The organism is Roseivivax sp. (assembly GCF_054552075.1).
In genome coordinates, this window is record NZ_JBTOLZ010000006.1 from 66,359 (window position 1) to 81,423 (window position 15,065).

Annotated in this window: 16 protein-coding genes; 3 read left to right on the top strand and 13 right to left on the bottom strand. The window is 72.7% G+C overall.

From position 1 onward, the window contains the following. From ACX938_RS06640 to modA, 9 genes are all read right to left on the bottom strand, one after another. The gene (locus tag ACX938_RS06640; protein WP_459430455.1) at positions 1-441 is read right to left on the bottom strand and encodes a GFA family protein; all 441 of its coding nucleotides are present in this window, start codon (positions 439-441) and stop codon (positions 1-3) included. Beyond that, complete coding sequence (locus ACX938_RS06645; RefSeq protein ID WP_459430456.1) at positions 438-947, bottom strand: hypothetical protein; 510 nt, start codon at positions 945-947, stop codon at positions 438-440. The genes ACX938_RS06640 and ACX938_RS06645 overlap by 4 nt, the downstream gene beginning before the upstream one ends. Beyond that, positions 944-2,293, bottom strand: coding sequence for a 3-phosphoshikimate 1-carboxyvinyltransferase (gene aroA / locus ACX938_RS06650; protein ID WP_459430457.1), 1,350 nt, complete (start codon positions 2,291-2,293; stop codon positions 944-946). Before aroA ends, ACX938_RS06645 begins: the two co-directional genes overlap by 4 nt. 669 nt (positions 2,294-2,962) lie before the next feature. Beyond that, positions 2,963-3,673, bottom strand: a complete 711-nt coding sequence (gene trmB / locus ACX938_RS06655) for a tRNA (guanine(46)-N(7))-methyltransferase TrmB (protein WP_459430458.1) — start codon at positions 3,671-3,673, stop codon at positions 2,963-2,965. 43 nt (positions 3,674-3,716) lie between these two features. Next, positions 3,717-4,622, bottom strand: a complete 906-nt coding sequence (locus ACX938_RS06660) for an EamA family transporter (protein WP_459430459.1) — start codon at positions 4,620-4,622, stop codon at positions 3,717-3,719. A 57-nt stretch (positions 4,623-4,679) separates the two neighbouring features. Next, on the bottom strand, positions 4,680-5,723 hold the full coding sequence (locus ACX938_RS06665) for an aldo/keto reductase (protein ID WP_459430460.1): 1,044 nt from the start codon (positions 5,721-5,723) through the stop codon (positions 4,680-4,682). A 722-nt stretch (positions 5,724-6,445) separates the two neighbouring features. Further along, entirely contained in the window at positions 6,446-7,540 is a 1,095-nt protein-coding gene (gene modC / locus ACX938_RS06670) for a molybdenum ABC transporter ATP-binding protein (RefSeq protein ID WP_459430461.1), read from the bottom strand. Then, the gene (modB, locus tag ACX938_RS06675; RefSeq protein ID WP_459430462.1) at positions 7,537-8,232 is read right to left on the bottom strand and encodes a molybdate ABC transporter permease subunit; all 696 of its coding nucleotides are present in this window, start codon (positions 8,230-8,232) and stop codon (positions 7,537-7,539) included. Before modB ends, modC begins: the two co-directional genes overlap by 4 nt. 16 nt (positions 8,233-8,248) lie before the next feature. Next, positions 8,249-9,130, bottom strand: a complete 882-nt coding sequence (modA, locus tag ACX938_RS06680; RefSeq protein ID WP_459430463.1) for a molybdate ABC transporter substrate-binding protein — start codon at positions 9,128-9,130, stop codon at positions 8,249-8,251. 97 nt (positions 9,131-9,227) lie between these two features. Here modA and ACX938_RS06685 point away from each other — a divergent pair, with 97 nt between their 5' ends. Next, on the top strand, positions 9,228-9,851 hold the full coding sequence (locus ACX938_RS06685) for an ImuA family protein (RefSeq protein WP_459430464.1): 624 nt from the start codon (positions 9,228-9,230) through the stop codon (positions 9,849-9,851). Here ACX938_RS06685 and ACX938_RS06690 read toward each other — a convergent pair. Together ACX938_RS06690 and ACX938_RS06695 are read right to left on the bottom strand one after the other, a co-directional pair. Further along, complete coding sequence (locus tag ACX938_RS06690) at positions 9,827-10,429, bottom strand: inner membrane-spanning protein YciB (RefSeq protein WP_459430465.1); 603 nt, start codon at positions 10,427-10,429, stop codon at positions 9,827-9,829. The two genes, ACX938_RS06685 and ACX938_RS06690, sit on opposite strands and share 25 nt — an antisense overlap. A gap of 38 nt (positions 10,430-10,467) precedes the next feature. After that, positions 10,468-11,370, bottom strand: coding sequence for an EamA family transporter (locus tag ACX938_RS06695; RefSeq protein WP_459430466.1), 903 nt, complete (start codon positions 11,368-11,370; stop codon positions 10,468-10,470). Positions 11,371-11,478: 108 nt separating this feature from the next. On the opposite strand from ACX938_RS06695, the gene ACX938_RS06700 reads away from it, so the two are divergent. Beyond that, positions 11,479-11,967 carry an MgtC/SapB family protein gene (locus tag ACX938_RS06700; RefSeq protein WP_232753336.1) on the top strand — a complete coding sequence of 163 codons (489 nt, stop codon included), beginning with the start codon at positions 11,479-11,481 and terminating at the stop codon, positions 11,965-11,967. Positions 11,968-12,028: 61 nt separating this feature from the next. Here ACX938_RS06700 and ACX938_RS06705 read toward each other — a convergent pair whose 3' ends face one another. Continuing rightward, a complete protein-coding gene (locus tag ACX938_RS06705) occupies positions 12,029-12,424 on the bottom strand; it encodes a GNAT family N-acetyltransferase (RefSeq protein WP_459430467.1) in 396 nt (131 codons plus the stop codon). Continuing rightward, positions 12,421-14,028: a signal recognition particle-docking protein FtsY gene (ftsY, locus tag ACX938_RS06710; RefSeq protein ID WP_459430468.1), complete on the bottom strand. Its 1,608-nt coding sequence runs from the start codon at positions 14,026-14,028 to the stop codon at positions 12,421-12,423. The genes ACX938_RS06705 and ftsY overlap by 4 nt, the downstream gene beginning before the upstream one ends. Before the next feature lie 106 nt (positions 14,029-14,134). Between ftsY and ACX938_RS06715 the strand changes: the two genes are divergently transcribed. Then, complete coding sequence (locus tag ACX938_RS06715; RefSeq protein WP_459430469.1) at positions 14,135-15,046, top strand: lytic transglycosylase domain-containing protein; 912 nt, start codon at positions 14,135-14,137, stop codon at positions 15,044-15,046. The last annotated feature ends 19 nt before the right edge of the window (positions 15,047-15,065 follow it).

Here is a 15,065-nt window from a genome sequence, read left to right on the forward strand (position 1 = left end):
TCAGCGCGGCGCCAGGGCCAGGTCGGGGTCGTCGCCCGCGGCCTGCGGCAGCCCGTCGGTGATCTCGTAGTAGGCCCCCTTGTCGCCGCAGAAGATATGGCCCGCAAGCCTCAGATCCGCGGGCGCGGCATCGAGCGAGCCGGCCCAGAGCGAGACCCGCCCGGCGCTCCGCCAGAAGAGGTTCGACCCGCAGGTCGGGCAGAAGCCGCGCTCGGCCCGCGCGGAAGAGCGATACCAGCGCGCCTCACCGGTGATGGCGACATGCTCTTCGCGGGCGGCGGTGGCGGCGACGAAATGGCCCGAGGTCTTGCGGCACATGACGCAGTGGCAGGCCACCACCAGGCGCAGGGGCCCGGTGACCCGGTAGCGCAGCGCGCCGCAGAGGCAGGAGCCGCGCGCGACCTCGGCGCCGGATGCACTGGGCCCGCCCGCGCCGCTCATCGCGAGCGCTCGATCCGGGCGGCGCGGCGCGACCAGACCGACAGCAGGATCACCGCCGCGAGGCCGAGCTTGGCCAGAGTGAACCAGGCCGCCGGCGCCAGCGGCGCATCGGCCAGGGGCAGCGCGAGGATCGGGTCGGCGAGGCTCGAGCCGAAGCCCGTGGCGCCCAGGAGCAGGAAGTTCTCACCCAGGTCGGCCAGCGTGAAGGCCAGCGGCAGAAGCACCCAGCGCCGCCCGAGCGGGCGCAGCGACAGCCCGCCCCAGAGCGCGAAGGCCAGGATGAAGAGCGGGTCCACCACCGCGAGCTGCAGGTGGTAGAGGCGCGCGATGTCTGGGCGGCCGGCGATCTCGAAGCCGAAGACCGCGAGCTCGGTGGTGCTGTAGCCCCACCAGGCGGCCTGGGGCAGGAAGCCGCCGGTGACCTCGGGGGCGACCACCAGGAGGTTGTAGGCCGCCATGACCAAGAGGAGCGCCAGCGCGCTCCAGCCCAAGAAGGAGCGCATCATCCCTCTGCCCTCCAGATCGCCGCGCCGAGCCCCTGCATGAGCGGTTCGAAAACCGGGAAGGAGGTGGCGATCGGCCCGCCGTCGTCGACCGCGATCCCGTCGCGCGCGGCCAGGCCGAAGACCAGGAAGGACATGGCGATCCGGTGGTCGAGCCGCGAGGCGACCCGGGCGCCGCCGGCCACATCGCCGAAGCCGCGGCCGGTGACCGTCCACCAGTCCTCACCCTCGTCGACCTCGATGCCATTGGCGCGCAGCCCCTCGGCCATGGCGTCGATCCGGTCGCTTTCCTTGACCCGCAGCTCCTTGACGCCCGGCATGTGGGTCTTGCCGCGGGCGTAGGCCGCGACCGCCGAGAGGACGGGGTATTCGTCGATCATCGAGGCGGCGCGCTCGGGCGGCACCTCGATGCCCTGCAGTTCCGGCGAGAAGCGCGCGCGCAGGTCGGCCACGGGCTCGCCGCCCTCCTCGCGCTCGTTCTCGTAGGTCAGATCCGCGCCCATCTCGCGCAGCGTGGTGAAAAGCCCCGCGCGGGTCGGGTTCAGCCCGATGTTGGGCACCAGCACGTCCGAGCCCTCGGTGATCAGCGCCGCGCAGACCGGGAAGGCCGCCGAGGAAGGATCGCGCGGCACCGCGATGGTCTGGGGTGCAAGCTCGGGCTGGCCGGTGAGCGTGATCACCCGGCCCTCGGCGGTGTCCTCGCTGAGGACCTTGGCGCCGAAGCCCGCCAGCATCCGCTCGGAATGGTCGCGGGTCGCCTCGCGCTCGATCACCACGGTCTCGCCGGGGGCGTTGAGCCCGGCCAGCAGCACCGCCGATTTCACCTGCGCCGAGGGCACCGGCGTGGCGTAGCGCACCGGCACCGGCATCTCGGCGCCCTGGATGGTCATCGGCAGCCGCCCGCCCGAGCGCCCGAAGGCCCGCGCCCCGAAAAGCGCCAGCGGATCGGTGACCCGCGCCATGGGCCGGCCGTTGAGGCTCGCGTCGCCGGTGAAGGTGGCGGCGATCGGCGAGGTCGCCATGGCGCCCATGATCAGCCGCACGCCGGTGCCGGAATTGCCGCAGTCGATCACCTGGTCGGGCTCGGCGAAGCCGCCGACGCCGACGCCGCGGATCACCCAGGTCTCGCCGTCCTTCCAGACCTCGGCCCCGAAGGCGCGCATCGCCGCCCCGGTGTCGAGCACGTCCTGGCCCTCGAGAAGCCCGGTCACCCGGGTCTCGCCCAGCGCCATGGCGCCGAGAATCAGCGACCGGTGCGAGATCGACTTGTCGCCGGGAACATGCGCCTCGCCGGTGAGCGGGCCGGAGGGTTTGGACTGCATCGGGATGGCTGGGCCGTGGCCGGACATGGGGGGCTTCCTCGCTGAGACTTGAGCGCGCTTTAGCAAGCCCGCGGGGCGGGGTCTATCCGTCGTGGCGGCTGGCGGGGGTGTGGGTGTGGTTTGGGGTGGTGTGGTGCGGTCGGTGGCTTGCGCTTTGTCCGGGGAGCGTGGGGCCCCGGATGGGGCTTCGATCAGTTCTGGCCGGCATGACGCGGGTTTTGCTGGACGGACCGCGCGTGGCGCAGGGTGGGCCGGGGCGGAAGCGCGCCGGTGCCCGGCGCGCGAGGGGGCTCGCCGCCCCCTCTGCCGCCCGTGCCGGGCGGCATTCACCCCGCGAGTATTTTCGGCCCGGTCAGGCCTGAAGTGGGGCTGCGCCCGGAGCGGCGTGGTCAGCCGCGGCAGGCCGAACGAGGGAAGTCGGTCGGGTGCGGGTGGCGGGCTTCGGGACTCTTCTTGCCGGCCCATTGGCGGTGCGCGGGGTGGCGGGGCCTGCCGCTGGAGGCCGAACCGGGGGACGGTCGGGCGCGGGAGGTGGGCGTGGGGCTCAATTTCCGGCCGAGGGACGGTCGCAGGCGACGGGGCGTGGAGCCCGGCTCCCGGCCGATTGGCCGGGTGCGGGGTGGCGCGGGCGCGCGGTGTTTCACCGGGGGCGCGGCGGCGGCCCGGCGGTGGGGGCGGTGCCCCCGGCGGCCGCGCTCAGGTCTTGATGAAGGTCAGGTAATGCGGCGTCCGGCCTTCGCGCAGGGCCTTCTGCTCGTAGCGCGTCGAGAGCCAGTCGTCCCAGGGGCGGCGCCAGTCCTCGGGGCCTTCGGCTTGCCAGCGGAAGCCGGCGCGGGGCACCTCCTGCAGGGTCTGGCGCACGTAGTCGGGGATGTCGGTCGCGACCCGGAACTCGGCGCCGGGCTTCATCGCCCGGGCCAGCGGCTCGAGGTGTTCCGGCGTCACGAAGCGGCGGCGGTGGTGCTTCTTCTTCGGCCAGGGGTCGGGATAGAGCAGGAAGCACTTGTCGAGGCAGTCCTCGGGCAGCACGTCGAAGAGGTCGCGCACGTCGCCGGGGTGGATCCGCACGTTGCCCGCCGGGTTCTCGCGCAGCTTGCCGAGCAGCATGGCGACGCCGTTGATATAGGGCTCGCAGCCGATGATCCCGGTGCCGGGGTTGGCCAGCGCCTGGTGCACCAGGTGTTCGCCGCCGCCGAAGCCGACCTCGAGCCAGACCGGGCGGTCGCCGAGGGCGGCCTTGAGGTCCAGGGGCGCGCGCTCGGGGTTGGCCTCCCAGTCGACGGCGCCGGGGGCGTAGCTTGCGAGATCCTCCTCGAGGTAGGCTTCCTGCGCGCGGCGCAGGCCCTTGCCCTTGAGGCGGCCGTAGAAGTTGCGCCAGGGGGCGCCGGAGGGATGCGATTTCGACATGACGCGGGCGGCATAGCGCCCCCGCGGGTTTTCCGCAACGGGCCTAGAGCAGCACCAGGAGCGCCAGGATCGAGAGCGTCAGGAGGCCGATGCCGCCGAGCTCGCGCCGGGTGATGCGCTCGCGGAAGATCAGCGCCGAGACCATCATCGAGAAGATCAGCTCGATCTGCCCCATGGCCTGCACATAGGCCGCCTGCTGCAGGGTGAAGGCGCTGTACCAGCAGGCGCTGCCGGCCATGGAGGCGAGCCCGAGCCAGACGCCCTGGCGCCGCGCCGCCCAGACCGCGGCGAGGCCCGCGCGGTCGCGCAGGCCCATCCAGAGGATAAGCGCGAGGCTCTGCGCCGCGGTCACGATGACCAGCGCCAGGAGCGCGCGGGACAGCGGGTCCTCGGCGCCGATCGCCAGGGTGGCGCCGCGGAAGCCCACGCCCGAGAAGGCGAAGAAGAAGCCCGAGCCGAGCCCCAGCGCCACCTCGCGCGGGCCGATCCGCTGCCACCAGCGCCCCGCGAGCCCCGGCGTTTCGGAGAGGAGCAGCACGCCGCCAAGACCCAGCAGGATCGCCAGCCAGCCGCCGGGCGAGACCACCTCGCCCAGGACGATCAGCCCCAGGATCGCGGTCTGGATGACCTCGGTCTTCTTGAAGGTGATGCCGACGGCGAAGTTGCGGGTCTCGAAGAGCGCCACGACGCAGATCGTGGCGAGGATCTGGCCCAGCGCGCCGACGCCCGCATAGGCCCAGAAGGCGGGCGCGATCTCGGGCCAGGCGCCGGGCGCAGGCCCGAGGTAGAGCATGGCGGCCAGCGCCGCGAAGGGCAGCGCATAGGCGAAGCGCGCCAGCGTCGAGCCGGTGCTGGTGAGTCCGCCCAGGCTCAGCACCTTGTGCAGGGTGAAGCGCAGCGTCTGGAAGGCCGCCGCGCCGATGGTGAAGAGGATCCAGGGTTCCATCATCTCGCACCCCTTGGGGGCGGAGGCCGGCCGCCGGGCGGTCCGGCCTCGCCCGCGCCGTCAGTAGGGGAAGGGATGCGCGCGCCAGGCGGCGTCGAGCGCGGCGAGGCACTCCTCGGAGAGGGTCACATCCACCGCCCCGAGCGCATGTTCGAGCTGGTCGAAGGTGGTCGCCCCGAAGATCGAGGAGGTCACAAAGGGCCGCGCTGCCGACCAGGCGAAGGCCATCTGCACCGGGTCGTGGCCGAAGTCGCGGGCGATCTGCAGGTAGGTCTCGACCGCTTCGAAGGCCCGGTCGCCCTTGCGCCCGCCAAGATCGCCGTTGATCGCCATGCGGCTGCCCTCGGGCAGGGCGCCGGCCTGGTATTTGCCCGACAGGAGGCCCGCAGCGAGCGGCGAATAAGGCAGGAAGCCCACCTCTTCGTGCAGCAGCACCTCGGCGAGGTCGGTGTCGGCATGGCGGTAGAGCAGCGAGTATTCGTTCTGCACCGACTGCATGCGCGGCAGGCCCTCGGCCTCGGCGATGCGGTTCCAGGTCATCGTGCCCCAGGCGCTCTCGTTCGAGAGGCCCATGGCGCGGATCGTGCCGCGCTCGACCTGTTCGGCGGCCCATCCCAGGGCATCGGCCATGTGCTGGCGCTCGGCGGCGGCGTCCTGCCGCCAGGGCGCGAAGCCCCACATCTTGCGGAAGGCATAGGAGCCGCGGTTCGGCCAGTGCAGCTGGTAGAGGTCGATGACATCGGTCTGGAGCCGCCTGAGCGAGGCTTCCAGCGCCTCGGTCATGGTGGCCGGGCTGATCGGCGCGCCGTCACGCACCGCGGCGAGGCCCTCGCCCGAGACCTTGGTGGCCAGCACCCAGTCGGCGCGGCGGCCGGACTTGGCGAACCAGTCGCCGAGGATCTCCTCGGTGCGGCCCACGGTCTCGGCGGCGACCGGGTTCACGGGATACATCTCTGCGGCATCCATGAAGTCGATGCCGGCGGCGGAGGCGGCCTCGATCTGGCGGTGTGCGGTGGCGGCGTCGGTCTGGCTGCCGAAGGTCATGGTGCCGAGGCAGAAGGCGCTGACCTCGATGCCGGAGCGGCCAAGGGGGTTTCGTCTCATCGGGGGTCTCCTTTGTCGCGCGCGACCCTAGCGGCCCGCGCCCGGTCCGCAAGCCCTTGGTTGGGGGGGAGCGGGAGCGGGTTGGGAGTCGGTGAGTTTGGATTGGAGGGATGGAGGATGGGTGCCGGATTGGTTCAGATTCGGGAGGCGCGGACGGTAGCGCGGCACTTGGAGCAGGTATGGGTCGGAAAGAACGGCAGGCTAGTCGGGTTGGCAGATGCCGCCATGGGTCAGATGGAAGTCGGCGTCGAAAACGCTCGCTATCGGCAGCGAGCTACTCGGCAAAGACCGACTCGCCCCCTAGCCGTCCTGCGCCCCGACTCAGCTCCCCCCCACACGCGCCTTCTCCCAAATTGCAGAACCACCTACTGCAACAGGCACCAATCCGCCCTCCACCCCTCACAACAGAGGGCGCGCGCCGGACCGGGGGCCGGCGCTGCTAAGGTCTGAGCTAGGCGCTTTATCCCAGCATGGTCAGGGCTAGGGGTGAGCTACGCACTCCGCCCCAGGGAGCGCCGGCCCAAGGGGCCGGTCCGGCGCGCGCCCGGCACCTTCGGTGCTATTCGGGCGCAGGGTGGGGAAGACGTCGCGGAGGGCGACTTTGGATGATATTGGGGTGAGCGGGGCGCATCTGAGCAGCGGGGCGCCACGATCGGGAACTGTTCGCTTCTCAGCATCTGCGCCCCACTCCGGCCGAACACCTCAGCCTCAACCCTCTCAAGTCACCCCCGCAACCCCTGCCCCACGTCCGCGGGCGCAACGGCGACCGTCTTCATCACCGCGTAGCAGGCGCGGCCGGGGACCAGGCCCAGGGCCTCGGCGCTGCGCTGGGTCACCCGCGCGAGGATCGTGTCTCCGCCGAGGTCGAGCTGGGCGACCATGCCCGGGCCCTCGCCGCGGCGGATCGCGGTGACCGTCGCGGGCAGCACGTTCAGGGCCGAGATCCCGCGCGGCGGCTCGGTCGCCACGATCACGTCCTGCGCCAGGATCCGCACCCGCAGCTCCGAGCCCGGCGCGGCCTCGATGCGCGGCAGGTAGAGCCGCCCGCCGGCGGCCTCGAGCGCGGTCAGCCCGTCGGCCTCATGCCCCGCGACCCGGGCGGTCAGCACCGCCCCGGCCTCGCGCAGGCCCATGACCGGCACCAGGTCCGGGTCCGACAGAAGCGCCCCGATGGGTCCCGATTTCAGCACCCGCCCGCCCTCGAGCACCACCAGGTGTGTCGCCAGCCGCGCCACCTCGGAGAGGTTGTGGCTGACGTAGAGGATCGGCAGGCCGGTCTCGGCGCGCAGGCGCTCCAGATAGGGCAGGATCTCGCCCTTGCGCGGGGCGTCGAGCGCCGCCAGCGGCTCGTCCATGAGCAGCATCCGGGGCTCCGACAGCAGCGCCCGGCCGATCGCCACGCGCTGTGCCTCGCCGCCTGAAAGCGCCCCGGGCCGGCGGTCGAGTAGCGGGCCGAGCCCCAGCAGCTCGGTCACATGGGCCAGGTCCCCCTCGCCCCGCAGATGCCGCGCGCGGCGGCCGTAAAGCAAGTTCTGCCGCACGCTCAGATGCGGAAAGAGCCGGCTTTCCTGGAAGACATAGCCCAGCCGCCGCCGGTGCACCGGCAGGTCGCGCCGCCGCGCCGCATTGAACAGCAGATCCCCGTTGAGCGCGATGCGCCCGGCGTCGGGCTGCATCAGCCCCGCGATGGCATGCACCAGCGAGGTCTTGCCCGCGCCCGAACGCCCGAACAGCGCCGTCACCCCGTCGGGCGCCTCGAACTCGAGGTCGAGGCCGAAGGCGCCGAGGCGCTTTTTGATGGCGACGGAAAGCGTCATCGCCCGGCCACCCGCCGCGCGACCCGCCGCGCCAGCCATTCCGAGACAAAAAGCGCCCCGAGCGACAGCGCGATGGAGATCACCACCAAGGTCATCGCCGCGCCCTCGCCGCCCGGCACCTGCAGGAAGGCATAGATCGCCGTCGGCACGGTCTGGGTCTGGCCGGGGATGTTCGACACGAAGGTGATCGTGGCGCCGAACTCGCCCATGGCCTTGGCGAAGGCCAGGACTGCACCCGCGATCACCCCGGGCAGGATCAGCGGCAGGGTCACCGTGGCGAAGACCCGCGCCCGCGAGGCCCCGAGCGTCGCCGCCGCCTCCTCGAGGCCGGGGTCCACCGCCTCGATCGCCAGCCGGATGGCGCGCACCAGGAGCGGGAAGGCCATGATGCCCGCGGCCAGCGCCGCCCCGGTCCAGCGGAAGGCCAGGCTGACGCCGAAGACCGCCTCGAGCGGGGCGCCGAGCCAGCCCTGCCGCCCGAAGCTCAGAAGCAGCAGGTAGCCGGTCACCACCGGCGGCAGGATCAAGGGCAGATGCACCAGCCCGTTCAGGAGCCCGTGGCCCGGGAAGCGCCCGCGCGCGAGCAGGTAGGCCACCGCCAGCCCCGGCGGCAGCGCCACGAGCGTCGCCCAGAAGGCGACCTTGAGCGAAAGGCGCACCGCCTCCCAGGCTTCGGGTCCGAGGCTCTCCATCCCTTCTGCCGATACCCTAGTCCGGCACCGGCGGGAAGCCGTGGCGCCGGTAGATGGCCTGGGCCTCGGGCCCGGCGAGCCAGTCCAGGAAGGCCGCGGCGGCCTCGGGCGCGCGCGCGGAGCGGGTCACCGCGGCGGGGTAGCGGATCGGCGGGTGGCTGGCCTCGGGGAAGACCGCGAGGGCGCGCACCCGCGGCTCGGCCCGGGCGTCGGTGGCATAGACCACGCCCAGGGGCGCCTCGCCGAGCGCCACCAGCGCGAGCGCCGCGCGGACGCTGTCGGTCTCGGCCAGCCGGGGGGCGAGCCCCTCCCAGAGGCCCAGGCTCTCGAGCGCCGCCCGGGCATAGAGCCCCGCCGGCACCGCGTCGGTCAGCGCCACCGCGAGCCGCCCCTCGGGCCCGAGGGGCTCGAGGATCGAGGTGGTCCGGGTGACCTCGGGCAGGTCTGGGAGGTGCGTGGCGGAGAGCTCCGGTCCCGTGTCACCCCCCTGCCCGCCGGGCGCCTCCGCCGCGTCCCCGAGCGCCTCACCCTGCCCCGCGCCATGACCGATCAGCACCAGCCGGTTGCCGAAGAGCACCCGCGGCGCCCCCGCCAGCGCGCCCTCGCCTTCCAGCCAGTCCATCCAGCCGGGATTGGCCGAGACAAACAGATCCGCCGGCGCGCCCCGGGCGATCTGCCGGGCGAGCGTGGCGCTGCCCGCCGGGGCGACGCGGATCGTCACGTCGCGACTCTCGGCGTAGCGCGCCGCCGCCGCCTCCAGCACCTCGCGGGTCGAGGCGGCAGCGAAGACGGTCAGCTCCACCCCCCGCGCCGGCAGGCCGGCACCGAGGATCATCAGGAGTAGAAGCGGCAGAAGGCGCATCGGCGGGTCCGGCTCCGGCAGGGGTCCTGCGCCCATGGGTGGCATGCGGCCGGCCCGCCCGGCAAGCCGCCTTTGGTCGCTGCCCCGCCACACGCCGCTTGAGAACAAAATGGGAACACGCTACATTTGACCCATGTCCGACACGCTCCTTGCCCGCAAACCCCAGACCGCCGCGCCGGCCCTGACGCTTGTCGGGGACATCCGCCTGACCGAGGGCCGGGTGCACGAGGCCTGCGGGCTTGGCCGCCACGCCTTCGCCGCGGCGCTGGCCGGGCGCTGCACGGGGGCGGTGGTCTGGATCGGCGACGCCGAGGCCGCCGGGCTCGCCGCCGAGGGGCTGGCGCCCTATTGCGATCCCGGGCGGCTTCTCTTCGTGGCCGCGCGGCGCCCGGCCGACCGGCTCTGGGCGCTGGAGGAGACGCTGCGCTCGGGCGCCACGGCGCTGGCGGTGGCCGATCTCGACACCCCGCCCGCGCTGACCCCGGTGCGGCGCCTGCAGCTTGCCGCCGAGGCCGGCAGCCAGGGCGGGCTGCGCCCGACGGGGCTGCTGCTGACCCCCGATCCCGGCGGCGCGGCGGGGGTCGAGAGCCGCTGGCGGCTGACCCCGGAGCATGCGCCCGGCCGGACCCGCTGGCAGGCCGAACGGCTGCGCGCCCGCATGGCCCCGCCCCGCGCCTTCACCCTGTCCCGCGGCCCCGGCGCGCCGGCGCACCCCGCTTGGTCAGCAGAGCCCTACTCTTCCTCCTCCACCCCGTAGTCGCGGAAGAGCGCGCTTTGCGCGAGGAAGAACAGAAACAGCGCCGCGGTCAGGCCGAAGGTCTTGAAGTAGACCCAGCTTTCCGTCGACATCGTCCGCCAGACCAGCTCGTTCAGCAGTGCCAAGGCGAAGAAGAACCCGCAGAGCCGCTTCGTCAGCTTCATCCAGCCGGCCTCCTGGAGCGGCATCAGCCCCTCCATCAGTGAGCGCAGGTAGCTCTGCCCGCGCATCAGACCGATGCCGAGGACACCGCCGAAGAGCAGGTAGATCAGCGTCGGCTTCATCTTGAAGAACCGCTCGTCGTTGAGCCAGACCGAGAGCCCGCCGAAGACCACGATCAGCACCGCGGTGACGAGCTGCATCCGGCTCAGGTGCCCGGTCAGCGCCCAGAGCGCCGCGGTCGAGGCCAGGATCACCGGGATGAAGCCCGCGGTGACCACGATGAAGCCATCGTATTCCCTGCCGCCGATGGTGAAGACCTCGTCCTTCAGCCAGAGGTAGGCGGCGAAGAACAGGATCACCGGGCCCAGTTCCAGGGCCGTCTTCACTAGCGGGTTGACCTCGCGCCGGTCGCTCATCTTCGTCCTCACTTTGGTTTCCGGGGGATATGGGGCGCTCAGCCGCCGAACTCAACGATGACCGCGCCCAGCGCGATCAGGGTCATCAGGAAGATGCGCCGGGGCCCCACCGTCTCTTTCAGGACGATCCAGCCGATCAGCGCGGCGAAGACCGTCGAGGTCTCGCGCAGGACCGCCGCCTCGCCGACCTTGTCGAGCCGGGTCGCCAGCATGATCGACCCGAAGCTCAGGAAGGCCACCATGCCGCCGATCAGCCCGCGCAAGGCCAGCGGCCCGGGCGGCGGCGGATCGGGCATCCGCGCGTAGCGGAAGGCCGCGAAGATCGGCATGGCGATGCCGTCGATCATGAAGAACCAGGCCAGGAAGGTGAAAGGATCGGCGGTCGAGCGGATGCCGAAGGCGTCGTAGGTGGTGTAAAGCGCCACGAAGAGCCCGGTCGCCACCGCGAAGGCCAGGGCCGGGCCCAGCGTCGCGCGGCCCTGTTCGAGGAAGATGTAATTGTAGACCGCGAGCCCGAAGATCCCGGCCATGAGCACGCCGACGCCCAGCCATTGCATCGGCGCGAAGGTCTCTCCGAAAAGAAGATAGGCGCCGATCACCGCGAAGAAGGGCGAGCTGCCGCGCACCACCGGATAGACCACGGTATAGGCCCCGCGGGTATAGGCCAGCGCCTGCAGGATCTTGTAGACCGTGTGGATCGCGAAGGCCCCGGCGAAGATCGGCCACATATGCGGCTCGGGCCAGGGCACCAGGAACAGCGCCATGGGCGCGGCCATGAGCCCGTAGGAAATGTCGATCGCCCCGCGCGACAGCCAAGGATCGTGCCGGCCTTTTTGCAGCGCCCCGAAGACCGCGTGCAGGAAGGCCGCGAGCAGCGCCAGCCCCATGGCGAGGTGGTGCCCCGCCTCGGTGCCCTCGAGCGAGAGAAGCCAGGCGCTCATGAGCGCATCCCGGGGGATGGAGCGGGGCCGAGGCCCGTCCCGCGCAACCGCGCGCCAGGGGCGCGCGTTGGGCCCGCGTCAGACCCGCAGATCCCCGAGGAGGCCCAGATGCTCGACCTTGTGCGCACCGAACTGCTCACGACCTTTGCCGCGACCTCGCTGCCCGCGGCGCTTTTCCGGCTGATGGCCGCCGCGCTGCTTGGCGCGGTGATCGGCTGGGAGCGCGAGGCCCATGACAAGCCCGCGGGCCTGCGTACGCATATCCTGATCTCGATCGCGGCCTGCCTGTTCACGCTGATCGCCTTCGACCTCATGGCGCTGGACGAGAAGGCGGCGGGCGATGCGCTGCGGGTCGATCCGATCCGCGTGATCGAGGCGGTGACCGCGGGCGTGGCCTTCCTCGCGGCGGGCTCGATCATCACCCAGGGCGCGCAGGTGCGCGGGCTGACGACCGGCGCGGGCATGTGGATGGCGGGCGCCGTGGGGCTCTCCTGCGGGACCGGCAACGTGCCGCTGGCGGCGCTGGCGACGACGCTGACCGTGGTGGTGATGTGGCTCCTGCGGCGCTTCGTGCGCGACACCCTGCAGGAGCGCTGAGCCCGCCCCGTCGCGCGCCCGGGCGCCTGGCCCGCCGCGCCTGCGAGCAGGGCCGCGTCGCTCACGGCAGCGTCCGCGCCATCCCGGTGCGGATCTCGAAGCCGAAGCGCTTGTAGAGCTCGAAGGCGCCTGGGTCCGCGATCAGGCTCAGGTGGCAGGAGGCCGGCAGCTCGGCCTCGGCCCAGGCCATGAGCCGCTCCAGCACCCCCGTGGCGATGCCCTGGCCGCGAAAGCCCGGGTCGGTGGCGATGTCCACGACCTGGGCGAAACAGCCGCCGTCGCCGACGATCCGGCCCATGCCGACCAGCCGCCCGCGATTGCGCACCGAGACCGCCGCCAGCGAGCCCTCGAGCCCGCGCGCCGCCGCGCCGGGCGCGCGCCGCCCGAGCCCGGCGAGCCGGCGCAGCTCGGTGTATTCGCCCACGGCGGGCACTTCGTCGGACCAGGTCAGGCTCACGCGCCCACCCCGGTCAGGGCCGCGGCGAACTCCTCGGGGTCGAAGGGCGCCAGGTCGTCGATCTGCTCGCCGACGCCGATGGCGTGGATCGGCAGGCCGAAGCGGTCGGCGAGCGCCACCAGCACGCCGCCCTTGGCGGTGCCGTCGAGCTTGGTCATCACCAGCCCCGAGACATCGGCGAGCTTCTGGAAGGTCTCGACCTGGTTCAGCGCGTTCTGCCCGGTGGTCGCATCCAGCACCAGGAGCGTGTTGTGCGGCGCATCGGGGTCCTTCTTGCGGATCACCCGGACGATCTTTTCCAGCTCGGCCATGAGGTCCGCGCGGTTCTGCAGCCGCCCGGCGGTGTCGATCATCAGCAGGTCGGCGCCCTCGGACTGGGCCTTGCCCATGGCGTCGAAGGCGAGGCTTGCGGGGTCCGAGCCCTCGGGCGCGGTCAGGACCGGCACCCCGGCGCGGTCGCCCCAGACCTGCAGCTGTTCGACCGCCGCGGCGCGGAAGGTGTCGCCGGCGGCGATGACCACGGATTTGCCGGCGGCGCGGAACTGGCTGGCGAGCTTGCCGATGGTGGTGGTCTTGCCCGAGCCGTTCACGCCGACGACCAGCACCACCTGCGGCTTCGAGGGGTAAAGCGGCAGCGGCTTGGCGACGGGCTCCATGATGCGGGCGATCTCGGTCGCCAGGAGCTCCTTGATCTCGCGCGAGGAAAGCCGCTTGCCCATGCGTCCCTCGGCCATATTGGCGGTGACGCGCAGGGCGGTCTCGACGCCCATGTCGGCGGCGATGAGCAGCTCCTCGAGGCTTTCGAGCATGTCGTCGTCGAGCGCCCGGCGGGTCTCGCCCGGAGTGTCGCGCAGCCCGAAGAGCCGCGAGAGCATGCCGCCCTTGGGCGCTTCGGGTTCGGGCGCCGGGGCGGCCGCCTCGACGCCGATCGGCGCGGGGCCCGCGGGGGCGGGGTCGCTGCGGGGGGTGTCGCTCTGGGGGGCCGCGTCGCGACGGGCTGCGGGTGCGGGGGCGTCGCTCTTGGCGGGCGCCGGGTCGGCGGGTTTGGCACTTGCAGGGCGTGCCTCGGGCGCGGGCGTCTGGCTCTCCGCCCGCGGCGCGGGACTGGCGGGCTCCTGTGCGTCGGGGCGCGACGTGGGTTCCGGGTCGCTCTCGGGGGTCTGCGGCGCCTCTTCGGACGTCGGTGCCGCCTCGGGCGTCGTGCTTTCGGGAGTCTCCGGGCGCGGAGCGGCTTCGGGCGCGCGCGTCTCGGGGCGGGTCTCCGGGGTCTCGGGCTCCGGCGCGGGAGCTTCGGTGCGCTCTGCGGGACCACGGTCGCGCGGGGCGGGCTCGGCCTGCGGGGCGTCCTCGGACGGTCTGGGAGCCTCCTCGGCCTTTTCGGGCGCGGGGGAGGTCTCGGCGCTCTCGGGCGCAGGCGGCGTCTCACCAGGTGCCTCTGCCGCCCCCGTCTCCGGTCCGGTCTGCCCGTCACCCTCCCGGCGGGTCTCCGCCTCAGGGGCCTCCGGCTCGGCGCTGCCGCCCTCGGCGACAATCGCGTCGAGCCCCTCCTCGAGCTTCGAGGAGGATTTGAACAACCGGGATTTCAGCTTGCCGAAAAAGGACATCTGAGGGGGGCCTCGCGCGCTTCCAGACCCTTTTCACCTATCCCCTCACCCGCCCGAGGAAAAGGCCCGTTGACCGGGCGGCGGCGGCGGCCCTTAGACTGGCGCCATGCGCCGCGCCCTCAGAGCCCTTTTCCTTGCCTGCCTCCTGGCGCCCGGGCTGACGGGTCCGGCGCCCGCAGCAGGCCCGCGCGATCCCGGCACGCTCTGTTCCGCGGGGCGGTTCAGTGCCCCGCTCTGCATCCGGCCCGCGCATCATGTCTACGACACCTGCGCGGCGATCGGCAGCTTCGCGCGGACCCATGGCATCGACCCGCATTTCTTCGCGCGGCTTCTCTGGCAAGAAAGCCGCTTCGACCCCAATGCCCTCTCGCCCGCCGCGGCGCGCGGCATCGCGCAGTTCATCGACAGAACCGCCGCGCGGCGCGGGCTCACCGACAGTCTCAACCCCGCCCAGGCGCTGGAATATTCCGCCCATTACCTGGGCGAGCTGACCCGCCGTTTCGGCAATCCCGGGCTGGCGGCGGCGGCCTATAACGCGGGCGAGGCGCGCACCGCGGCGCATGTCCGCGACAAGCGCCCGCTGCCGCCCGAAACCCGCGACTACGTGCGGATCATCACCGGGCTCAGCGCCGAGACCTGGCGCGACGACCCGCCCGAGGCGCCCGATTTCCGGCTCGACGGCGCGGCGCCCTTCGAGCCGGCCTGCCGCGCGCTGGCCCGCACGCGGCGGCTCAGCCCCTATCCCGCGCCCGAGCGCGAGCACGCGCCCTGGGGCGTGCAACTGGCCTTCGGGCCCGACGCCGAGGCCGCCCGCGCGGCCTTCCGCGCCCGGACCCGCGCCTGCCGGGCGCTGGCCGAGAGCGCGCCGCTCGAACTGGTGTCGGTGGCGCATCGGGTGGCGGGGCGGCAGGGCTACGTCATGGCCCGGCTGGGCGTCGAGACGCCGGAGGCGGCGGGCAAGCTTTGCGACGGGCTGCGCGCCCGGGGCTGCCGCTGCGCGGTGCATGAGAACCCGTGAGGGGTGAATTTTTGGCGGG